This window comes from Prevotella sp. tf2-5, assembly GCF_900115435.1.
Taxonomy (GTDB): domain Bacteria; phylum Bacteroidota; class Bacteroidia; order Bacteroidales; family Bacteroidaceae; genus Prevotella.
Genome location: NZ_FOWK01000001.1, coordinates 536157 through 546073, shown reverse-complemented (window position 1 = coordinate 546073; position 9917 = coordinate 536157). Strand labels below are relative to the sequence as shown.

At 52.0% G+C, this 9917-nt stretch carries 8 protein-coding genes; 6 read left to right on the top strand and 2 right to left on the bottom strand.

What is annotated here, in order from left to right; all coding sequences use genetic code 11:
- The coding region (locus BM257_RS02030) for a methionine adenosyltransferase domain-containing protein (protein ID WP_177215983.1) at positions 1-660 on the top strand (660 nt) is incomplete at its 5' end.
- Positions 661-725: 65 nt separating this feature from the next.
- On the opposite strand, the gene BM257_RS02025 is transcribed toward BM257_RS02030, so the two are convergent.
- The gene (locus BM257_RS02025) at positions 726-1109 is read right to left on the bottom strand and encodes a GtrA family protein (protein ID WP_092067716.1); all 384 of its coding nucleotides are present in this window, start codon (positions 1107-1109) and stop codon (positions 726-728) included.
- 60 nt (positions 1110-1169) lie between these two features.
- Between BM257_RS02025 and rffA the strand changes: the two genes are divergently transcribed.
- The 5 genes from rffA (at position 1170) to BM257_RS02000 (ending at position 7779) form a co-directional block, all read left to right on the top strand.
- Positions 1170-2297, top strand: coding sequence for a dTDP-4-amino-4,6-dideoxygalactose transaminase (rffA, locus tag BM257_RS02020; RefSeq protein ID WP_092067714.1), 1128 nt, complete (start codon positions 1170-1172; stop codon positions 2295-2297).
- 10 nt (positions 2298-2307) lie between these two features.
- Positions 2308-3450, top strand: a complete 1143-nt coding sequence (locus BM257_RS02015) for a glycosyltransferase family 4 protein (RefSeq protein ID WP_092067712.1) — start codon at positions 2308-2310, stop codon at positions 3448-3450.
- Positions 3451-3536: 86 nt separating this feature from the next.
- Positions 3537-4484 carry an ABC transporter substrate-binding protein gene (locus tag BM257_RS02010; protein ID WP_255405429.1) on the top strand — a complete coding sequence of 316 codons (948 nt, stop codon included), beginning with the start codon at positions 3537-3539 and terminating at the stop codon, positions 4482-4484.
- Positions 4481-5968 (top strand): PDC sensor domain-containing protein, encoded by a 1488-nt coding sequence (locus BM257_RS02005; RefSeq protein WP_092067710.1) that lies wholly within the window; start codon positions 4481-4483, stop codon positions 5966-5968. Before BM257_RS02010 ends, BM257_RS02005 begins: the two co-directional genes overlap by 4 nt.
- A complete protein-coding gene (locus tag BM257_RS02000) occupies positions 5965-7779 on the top strand; it encodes an ATP-binding response regulator (protein WP_092067708.1) in 1815 nt (604 codons plus the stop codon). Before BM257_RS02005 ends, BM257_RS02000 begins: the two co-directional genes overlap by 4 nt.
- On the opposite strand, the gene BM257_RS01995 is transcribed toward BM257_RS02000, so the two are convergent.
- Entirely contained in the window at positions 7776-9779 is a 2004-nt protein-coding gene (locus BM257_RS01995; protein ID WP_092067706.1) for a ComEA family DNA-binding protein, read from the bottom strand. The two genes, BM257_RS02000 and BM257_RS01995, sit on opposite strands and share 4 nt — an antisense overlap.
- Positions 9780-9917: the final 138 nt, after the last annotated feature.

Here is a 9917-nt window from a genome sequence, read left to right as displayed (position 1 = left end):
ATGCTCCAGCGTATCAAAGACGATGTAATAAACATCTTGATACCACGAGTGAAGTCGAAGATCCACTCTCAGAAAGTGCTTGCACTTTTTGGTGACGACATCAAATACTACGTGAACCCGACGGGTAAGTTCGTGATTGGAGGTCCTCATGGTGACACAGGTCTGACGGGCCGTAAGATTATCGTAGACACCTATGGTGGCAAGGGCGCTCATGGTGGAGGCGCTTTCTCTGGTAAGGACTCTTCGAAGGTTGACCGTTCCGCAGCTTATGCCGCACGTCATATTGCCAAGAATATGGTAGCGGCTGGTGTTGCCGATGAGATGCTGGTACAGATCAGCTATGCCATCGGTGTAGCGAAACCGATGAATATCTATGTGAATACCTATGGACGTTCGAAGGTGCAGATGACGGATGGTGAGATAGCCAAGAAGATAGAGGAGCTCTTCGACCTTCGTCCGAAGGCTATTGAGCGTTCATTGAAGTTGCGTCAGCCGATGTATTTGGAGACGGCGGCCTATGGACATATGGGACGTCAGTGTGAGGTGGTGAAGAAGACGTTCACCAGTCGCTATCACGAGACCAAGACAATGGATATTGAGTTGTTCACATGGGAGAAACTTGACCGTGTAGAGGATATTAAAAAAGCATTTAGATTGTAATGGCAAGAAGGAGGCTGCTGATTCTTTCGATATAGGAAATCGCTCTAATCTTTTTAAAATGAATCTCACTTCTCTTTCTTAAAATGCTTGAAGACGAAACGGACGAGGAGGAAATTGGTGGGGACGGCGATGGCGTAGACACCTAAGGGGGCTACCTCCTTGCTCAGACCGACCCACAGCCAGAAGTTCAGGAGGGCGATCTGAAGACAGTAGTTGAACAGGTGGGCACCTCCGAACCCGACCCCGTTGCGCTTGGTCGTCTTCTCATGGAAGGTGAAGTGCGCCGTCAGGTAGTAGTTCACCAGGAAACTCAGTCCGTAACCGATCGTATAGGCGATATTCACGTTCATCCAGTGCTGCAGCACCCAGTAGATGCCGTAGTGGAGCACGGTGGAGATGACCCCCACGATACCGAAACGCAAAACCTCGCCTAAAGTGTCTTTTTTCATATTCTGTTTGCAAAAGTACGAAATATTTCGTAACTTTGCAAAAATAATTGCTATAAGACGATGATTCCATTTAATAAGCCCTATTGTTCCGGTCGTGAACTGGACTATATCAAGGAGGTGTGTGGCTCCATGACGATGTCGGGAAATGGTGATTTCACCAAACGCTGTCATGCGTTCTTCGAGAAACGTTATGGTTTCAGGAAATGCCTGCTGTGTACCTCTGGGACTGATGCCTTGGAGATGTGTGCCATGCTCTGTGACTTACAACCTGGTGACGAGGTGATCGTACCCTCCTACACCTTTGTGTCGTCTGCCATCGCCTTCCTCCGTGAAGGTGCCAAAGTGGTGTTTGCCGACAGCGGTGCCTCCAATCCCAATATCACCGTGGACACCATCCGTCCCCTCCTCAACGAGCGTACGAAGGTTATCGTTGTGGTACATTATGCGGGTGTCGCCTGTGACATGGACGCCATCATGGCGCTGGCTGAGGAGCATCACCTCCTCGTCGTCGAAGACGCGGCACATTCCATCGACTCTTTCTATAAGGGTCGTCCCCTTGGCGGTATCGGTCATCTGGGGGCTTTCTCCTTCCATGAGACGAAGAACATCAACTGTGGCGAGGGCGGCATGCTCGTCGTCAATGATGAGCGTTTTGTCCGTCGCTCTGAGATTATCTGGGAGAAAGGTACCAACCGTGCCGAGTTCTACCGGGGGATGGTCAATAAATACGGGTGGTGTGACATCGGTTCCTCGTTCCTCCCCTCTGAGTTCAATGCCGCCTTCCTATGGGCACAGCTCGAGCAGTTGGACGACATACAGGGAAAGCGTCTCCGTATCTGGAAGATCTACGACAGCATCCTGCGTGGGAAGGTTGAGGAGAAAAGTGTCCAGTTGCCGGAGATCCCGTCCTACGCCACGAATAACGGACATATGTATTACCTCGTGTGCCCCACCTTGGAGTTCCGCACAAGACTGATGGCGTTCCTCAAGGAGCATGACATACAGACGACGTTCCACTACCTGCCGCTCCACTCCAGCGCATACTATAAAGACCAGTTCCGGGGTGAGCCTCTCGTCCATTGCGACCATTATGGCGACTGCCTCGTGCGTCTGCCTCTCTACTATGAGTTGAGCGATGAGGACGCTACCCGTGTGGCACAGCTGGTGCTGGAAGGGGTGAATGGTTAATGGTTAAGGGTTGACTGAGATGATTATCGGTTTCGACGCAAAGCGCATCGTGCGCAACGGTACAGGGTTAGGCAGCTATGGGCGTACCCTTGTCAACGACCTGCTGCGTCGTCATGACCCTGATATGCAGTACCTCCTCTATGCCCCCGACGAGGGCAGGGACGACCTCCGTAACCAGATCATCGAGGGTGCCACTTTCCGCTATCCCGCCGCCCCATTTTTCTCCCGTCTTCTCCCCCTCAACAGGGGGAGTCAGAGAGGGTCTCCCCTCTGGCGCACCTACGGTATCGTCAAAGACCTCCGGCGTGACGGTGTACAGATCTACCACGGTCTCTCTGGCGAACTGCCCGTCGGACTCCGTAAGAGTGGTGTCAAAGGCGTTGTCACCATCCACGACCTCATCTTTTTGCGTCATCCTGAATACTACCACTGGATAGACACCAAGCTCTACGAGTGGAAGTTCCGGCAGACCCTCAAGGAAGCCGACCGCATCATCGCCATCAGTGAGCGTACCCAACAGGATATCATGGAGTTAGGACATATCTCCGACGAGCGCATCCGTCTCGTCTATCAGAGCTATGCCCCTCGTTTCTCCACCACGGCAATTACTGCCCAGCAACAGGAGGTGCGACAGCGTTACCGACTGCCTGAGCGTTTCATCCTTAACGTCGGCACCATCGAGCAGCGTAAGAACCTGCGCCTTGCCGTCGACGCCTTGTCTCTGCTGCCTTCTGATATCCATCTGGTGGCGGTGGGACGACAGACGGACTATGCGAAGTCGCTGCCTCAGAGCAACCGCCTCCACCTGTTGAGCGGGGTCCCTGACGACGACCTCGCCGTCATCTATCGTCTCGCCGAGGCTTTTGTCTACCCCTCCCGCTACGAGGGCTTCGGTATCCCTATCATCGAGGCGATAGCCGCGGGACTGCCTGTCGTCGCCTGCACAGGGTCGTGTCTCGAGGAGGCTGGAGGACCTTCTTGCCTGTATGTCGACCCTGATGATACCGAGGGTATGGCTGCCGCCATCCTCTCTGTCCTCGACGGTGCCGACGGGAGGACGGAGCGCATCCGGCTCAGTCAGCAGTATATCGAGCGCTTCCGTGGCACTGATGTGGCGGGTCAGGTACTCGAAATCTACCGTGAATTGGGGTAAATAGGCGAAAAAATCGCCTTTTTTGTTGTATATTTCCTTTTTTTTCGTATCTTTGCGCACGGAATATTACTATTGACTGGATAAAAGTGAAGAGAGACAGCATACGTAAGATACTGATGGGACTCTTGTTACTCGTTTCCCTTCCGTCAAGCGCAGAGCGGTTCGTGTTTACTACGGCATGGACGGCACAGGCGCAGTTTGCCGGTTATTATGCCGCCAAGGAGAAGGGCTTCTATCAAGCTGAGGGTCTCGATGTCGTCATCCAGCACCCGTCATTGAACACCTCCGTCCTCTACCGCCTGCAACATGATCATAGTGACGCCTTCATGCTCACCCTGATGTCTGCCATCGACTTCATCACACAGGGTGTCCCCATGGTGAATATCTTCCAGGACTCCATGAACAGCAGTAACATGCTGATAGCACGCTGGGGGGCTGACCCGCTGAAACTCAAGGGTAAGAAGGTGGCAGTCTATAGTACCGACCTTAACTATTCCGTCTTTTTTCTCAACCATTATAAAAAACTAAACTATGAGTGGGTGCGCTTCACCAGCCAGATCAACCTCTTCCTTTCCGGTGCCGTCGACGCGATGATGGCATTGGGCTATAACGAGTACTACCAGTTGCTGCAGGCTGGGTTCAGGTTAGGCAAGGAGAACGTCTACCGCTTCAGCGAGCACGACTTTAACATCCAGGAGCATGGGGTCTATGTGAGACCCGACTACTACAGGGACCATAAGGAGACATGCCGTAGGTTTGCCCGTGCCACCAGGAAAGGGTGGGAATGGGCTGCCACGCATCCTGAGCTGGCGCTCGATATCGTGATGAAATATGTGCGGAAATATAACTCTCCCACCAACCGCACCATGCAGCGCTTCATGCTGATGGAGGTGCTCCGCCTGCAACTCGACCGTGAGTCGGGTAAACGGGAGTTCCGCCTGCGCCCTGACATGGTGGAGAAGGCTAACCGCATGATGAGGGAGTGTGGCTTTATCAAGCGTACCGTGACATACCAAGAACTGATGGGGCAATGAGGAACATACTGGGTCATATACGCCGTTCGTTGTCCACCCGCCTCAGCCTGTGGGTGGCGGTCATCGTCGCCGCCATCTTCGCCACGGTGTACAGCATGTTGTTCTCCGAGATACGTGAGGTGATGAGGGAGGAGGCTTTCAGCAAGGCGACGAAGACCCTGGAGGGCACCGTCCTGCATATCGACAACACGCTGCATAGCGTGGAGGTGGCTTCCAATAACATGCTGTATAATATCGAGCAACACCTCGACAACCCTGACATGATGTTCGAACTGAGCCGGCAGACGCTGAAAGACAACCCCATCCTGACGGGCTGCAGCATCTCCTTCGACCCGTTCTACTACAAGAGCAAAGGGCAATATTTCTCTGCTTATTCATATAACGACGGCAAAAACATACTGACAGAACAGGAGGGAAATGAGGAGTACCAGTACCATACTATGGACTGGTACCTCATTCCTCGACTCCTGGACCGACCGTACTGGCTGGAGCCGTATATGGAGGATGCCTCCGTGGGTATCATCGTCAACGATATCTTTACCTCTTACAGTCAGCCGATCCACGACAAGAGGGGTAAGACCGTAGGCACCTTCTCCGTGGATATCTGCCTCGACTGGTTCTCGGAGACGGTATCGGCGGCGAAGCCTTATCCTAACTCCTATAGCATCCTGCTGGGCAGGGGAGGCACCTTCCTCGTCCATCCTGACACGACCCGCCTGTTCTATGAGACGATCTTCACCCGCACCCTCGAGAAACCGGACTCCGCGCTGAGGGCGCTCGGTAATGCGATGCTGGACCGGGAGACGGGCTATAAGGAGATGGAGATAGACGGAGAGGACTGTTATGTGTTCTATAAACCGTTCAAGAACACGGAGTGGAGCGTGGCGATCATCTGTAAGGAGAGTGATATCATCGCCCCGTATGTCCGTATGAAATGGGCATACCTGTCGATCGCCGCCATCGGCATCCTCCTCCTCGTCGTGTTCAGCAGCCGTATCGTCCGTAAAAACCTCCGACCGCTCCGGCACCTGACGAAGTCGGCACAGCGTGTCGCCGACGAGCATTTCAACGGTGACGTCCATGAGAGCCACCGCGTTGACGAGATCGGTCAGCTGGAGTCCAGCTTCAAGACCATGCAGCAGTCGCTGGCGGGCTATGTCGGGGAGATCAAACAGCAGACGGAGACGCTCGAGGGTCGTAACCGGGAACTGGAGGAGGCGTATGAGCGGGCTACTCAGGACGAGCGTATGAAGACGTCGGTGGTACGTCACATGACGGGACAGATGGCGGAGCCGGTGTCTCATATCGTCAAGACGGCACAGGTCATCCGTGACGGTGGTCGACAGATGAGCGCTGACGAGTTACGGGCGAAGACAAGGGAAATGACGGATAACACGACAAAGGTGACGGGACTCCTCGATGAGTTGCTGAAGACGGCTCAGGAGGAGACGCGCACCACAAAGGGAAAGGAGGGTGAGTCATGATCCTGCGATTCATCCGTAAGTCCCTGGCGTTCAGCCTGAGCCTCAGTATCCTGATGGGGACACTGCTCATCGTCCTCATCACGTTGGGATTCCTCTATTTCCGCTCCAGACAACAGGTGCGGCAGGTGGCTATCGATGAGATGTCGCAGTCGCTCCATAACACCAGACTGCATATCCGTGGCGTGCTCAACGAGGTGGAGACGGCGACGATCAATACGGAATGGGCGGTGCTCCATGACCTGAACCCCGACTCTCTTTTCAAGATCTCACAACGTATCCTCCAGATCAACCCTAACCTCTACGGATGCAGCATCGCCATGGCTCCCGACTTCTTCCCCGCCAAGGGGCACTATTTCTCCGCCTACTCGTCGAATGAGGACGGACATATCATGACGGAACAGGAGGGTAACGACGACTATAACTACTTCGAGATGCCGTGGTATAAGTTGCCGATGACCACTCATAAGCCTTGTTGGATAGACCCGTACCACGACTATAACAGTGAGGAGGAGACTTACGAAAAGGAGATGATCACTACCTACAGCCGACCCCTCGTCGGTGCTGACGGACGTTATATCGGTGTCATCGCCGCCGACCTCTCACACCGACGGTTGTCACAGCTGCTGGCAATAGATCCTCCCTATCCCAACTCCTATTACCTCCTCCTCAATCACGAGGGAAAACTCATCGCCTCGGGACATGAGAACGCGACCCTCGACGACCTGCGGCGTGACAACTGCATGGTGGTCCATGAGACCGTGCCGCGCACCGGCTGGACGATCTGCGTCGTCTGTCCCAGATACGACATCTACAAGAACTTCCGCCAGCCGGAATACATCATCGGCGGCATCGTCCTCTTCGGACTGCTCCTCGTCTTCCTCGCCGGCTATATCGTCGTACGACTCGCCGTCAACCCCCTGAAGCTCCTCGCCGACCAGACACAGCATATCGCACAGGGCGACTATGACGAGCCACTGCCCAAGAGCAACCGTGTCGACGAGATAGGACAGCTCCAGAACACCTTCGCTGCCATGCAACAGTCCATCAGCGGCTATGTCTCAGACCTCCAGCAAGTGAGACAGCAGACTGAGGAGCGTAACGAGGAACTCGTCGTGGCGAAAGCCAAGGTAGAGGAGTCAGACCATAAGAAGACGGAGTTCATCCAAGAGTTCACCCACCAGATACGCACCCCGCTGAACATCATCAGCGGCTTCGCACAGGTGCTGCAGACAGACAGCGACAGCCTTGAGGACGAAGACCTCGACTCCATCTCCAAGGGCATCCTCCAGAACAGCAAGAGCATGGCGACGATCATCGAAAACCTCCATATCGTCTCCTCCCTTGAGGGTGCCACCAGTGTGGAACTCAACGACACCCTCCATGTCAACGGCATCTGCCAGCAGGCTATCGAGAGAGTCACCCTCATACCCCCCCACACCGTCTCCCTCACCATGGAGACCCGCCTCCCCGACAACTTCCTGTTGCGCACCCATCGCGCCTATCTACAGAAGATCCTCAGCGAGCTCCTGGAGAACGCCAATAAGTTCACGAAGGTAGGACTCATCATCCTCCGTTGCCAGCAGTACGACCCCCGTTTCGTGGAGATCACCGTCAGCGACACCGGACAAGGCATCCCGCCCGCCGACAGAGAGCGAATCTTCTCCCTCTTCACCAAGCTCAGCACCTTCAGCGAGGGCTTAGGACTCGGGCTCTACCTCACCCGCCGTCTCGCCCGCCTCATGGGAGGCGACCTCCGTCTCGACGACACCTATGTCGGAGGCACCCGCTTCATCCTCCAACTCCCCGTCTAAAGGGTGATGCGGAGGTGGATGTCTATGTCTGTTTGTGAGGAGCCATTTATCTCCTGCCAGCTACTGGAAATCTTTTGGCGGTCGAAATAATTGGTGACACCAAACTTCACTATCATCAGGAGGTGCTTCCCTATCTCTGTACGAGTCATAAAAGCATAACGAATCCCCTTGCCATAGAGCATGATGGATGAGAAATTGTAGGGCAAGGGACGCTCGTATAAGTAAAGACGACTCGCATAGTTATCCGTCTGAAAGACGGTGGCATTCGCATAGAGCTGTAACCATCGCCACTGATAGGTGATCTGCTCTGATATCATCCATCCTTTATTTTTCCCTTCCAAAGAGACGGAAATACCATCAAATTGTGTTTGTAGGGATAGTCCAGAGGGAGTATCATAACTGACACGAAGTCGTGACAGATGCTCTGTTTGGTTAACAATATATGTTTTCTGAGAATTATCTTTCTGACGTAAATGAAAGCGATAGCGTCCTTCTATTCTCCACCTGTCAGTTAATACGAAACGCATGAGAATCATCGTGTCAAAGGCATCACTAGGCATGCTCACCTGATACCGTTTCCATGTGAAATGCGCATAATCAACATATCCGTTCAATGTCCATTTGGAGGAGGGTTGCCAGATGAATCCTGCATATATCCCATGCTCATTTTGTACATTTGACCCCTCGCTGAAGCTCTGGGCATGAAGTGCTGTATACCTCTTGTCATAATATCGGTGTAGTAGCATAAGCGTCATAGGACATTTTAGTCGAAAGCTACATTGATGGATGGTTGCCAATGCTCCCTCTTTATTGAGTGCGGTCTCTCCAGATAAAGAGAAACGGGAGTTGGTATAGCCATAGTCAAGACTCCAATTCATAAAGTCATTACCCTCAGCGATATAGCGTCGATAGGGGGCGTTCTCTTTTTCAGGACGTAATAACCTGTCTAGATGGGTATAAAGGTAATTAAGGTTGACATAGTAGCTTTTTTTACGCCATCTGATACTGCCTCCTAAGTCTGTCTCATGGGTATTGTTCTTTTTATTCATTTCCGTTTGCGTGCGATGGTAGCTACTGGTGAGTAAAGTACGAGCCGTACTGTCTTTGTTTAATGTGGCATCTAAAGAACGATAGGATGCGAAGGCTGTTATGTCCCAGTTCCGATGAAGACGGATGGTGGCTGCGGCACCTCGCAGATAGTCATTGGCAGAACGTGAAGAGTGTGCTTTAAGAGTTGTTGAGGTACGACCCATCGATTGGAGTGAGGATAGCTTGCCTAAGTAAAATCCACCATTTATAATAAGTCCTTTCCCCAATTGCACCTTGTACATTCCCAGACATAGATTCTTAATATTGCCGAGCTCTTTCAGTTGTAGGTAATAGGAATAGTGGTCATAGCCCCAGTTGTTTCTATTAGAGAAGAACGGCTCTCCAGCATCTTGTGCCCCAGTCAGCCCGAATTTCACACGATCATGATATGTCAGTTGATAACGTATAGAATGACGATAACGAGCACCTAGGTATCCGTCTCGGTCTCCTCTTCTAGTATAAAGGGGAACCTTTACAGTTGCAGATAGCTGATGACGACTATGATAAAGGATAGAGTCGAATCGCAGTTTGTTGTTTTTTTTTGCCGGCTCACCTATATAGATAAAATAACTCAGCAAATGACGCCGCTCCGCATCCAAGGAGGAAATCATCTGAAGTTCCCCACTAGAACGAATACCCCCAAAACGATGTATATATGACAGGAGTTCTTCTACCTGCTGTACTGTCAGAAAAGGTAACTTTTCCAAGTCCTCACGACTGGCCTGATTCAAATTGATAGGATGGTCAGCTATTTCTGACAATTCCTCATACACGTTCTCTATAGCTGAAGATTCTGTCTCTTCAGCATCTATCCATTGGCGGAAAGCCTCTTCCCATCCTTCTTGAGTCTGTGATACACAAGTTAGTGAGAACATAGAGATAATAATTAGCAACACTTTTCTTATAAACATGCTGCAAAGTTACGAAACAGGATGGAGACAAATTTTCAAATTTTTCTCAATTCCTTTCATATTTGTCTCATCCCTATCGAATTTGCGTTAAAGATTATAAAAATTTAGGTGTAGGGTTAGGTGTTTGGAAATATGAAG